The following is a 1,055-nucleotide window of genomic DNA, read 5'->3' as shown; positions in this document are numbered from 1 at the left end:
GCTCAGATCCGGGCCACGCCGGACTTCCGGGCGGCCTCGGCCACCGCCTTGGCCACGGCGGGACCTACCCGGGGATCGAAGGCCTTGGGGATGATGTAGTCCTCGCTCAGCTCCTCGTCGGAGATCAGCTCGGCCAGAGCCTGGGCGGCGGCCATCTTCATCTCCTCATTGATGTCGCTGGCGCGGACGTCGAAGGTCCCGCGGAACACGCCGGGGAAGGCCAGCACGTTGTTGATCTGGTTGGGGTAGTCGCTGCGGCCGGTGGAGATGACCCGGGCGCCGCCCGCCTTGGCGTCGTCGGGGAAGATCTCCGGCGTGGGGTTGGCGCAGGCAAAGACAATGGCGTCCTTGTTCATGGTCTTTACCATCTCGGTGGTGACGGTGCCCGGAGCGGACACGCCGATGAACACGTCGGCGCCCACCAGCGCATCGGCCAGGGAGCCGGCCTTCTTGTCCAGATTGGTGACCTGGGCCATCTCCTCCTTGATCCAGTTCAGACCCTCGCGCCCGGCGTAGATGGCGCCCTTCCGGTCGCACATGGTCACATTCTTGAACCCGGCGGACAGCAGCAGCTTGACGATGGAGATGGCGGCGGCGCCGGCGCCGGAGGTGACGATCTTCACGTCCTCCTTCTTCTTCCCCACCACCTTCAGGGCGTTGGTCAGGCCGGCCAGGGTGATGATGGCGGTGCCGTGCTGGTCGTCGTGGAAGATGGGGATGTCGCACTTCTCCTTCAGCTTCCGCTCGATTTCAAAGCACCGGGGGGCGGCGATGTCCTCCAGGTTGATGCCGCCGAAGGAGCCGGAGATGTTGTACACCGTCTCCACAAACTCGTCCACGTCCTTGGTCTTGATGCACAGAGGGAAGGCGTCCACTCCGCCGAAGGCCTTGAACAGCACGCATTTGCCCTCCATGACGGGCATGCCGGCCTCGGGGCCGATGTCCCCCAGGCCCAGAACGGCGGTGCCGTCGGTGATGACGGCGCACAGGTTGTGCCGCCGGGTCAGCTCATAGCTCTTGCTCAGGTCCTTCTGGATCTCCAGACAGGGCTGGGC

General features: G+C 65.4%; 1 protein-coding gene. It reads right to left on the bottom strand.

Annotated elements, in window-relative coordinates:
• Window positions 1–2 precede the first annotated feature (2 nt).
• A partial coding sequence (locus I6E39_RS11015) for an NAD(P)-dependent malic enzyme (RefSeq protein WP_235381627.1) occupies window positions 3–1,055 on the bottom strand: 1,053 nt, incomplete at its 5' end.

Source organism: Pseudoflavonifractor phocaeensis, assembly GCF_021531375.1.
Taxonomy (GTDB): Bacteria; Bacillota; Clostridia; order Oscillospirales; family Oscillospiraceae; genus Lawsonibacter; species Lawsonibacter phocaeensis_B.
The sequence above is the reverse complement of the archived record's forward strand: the minus strand, read 5'-3'. Positions and strand labels throughout refer to the sequence as shown.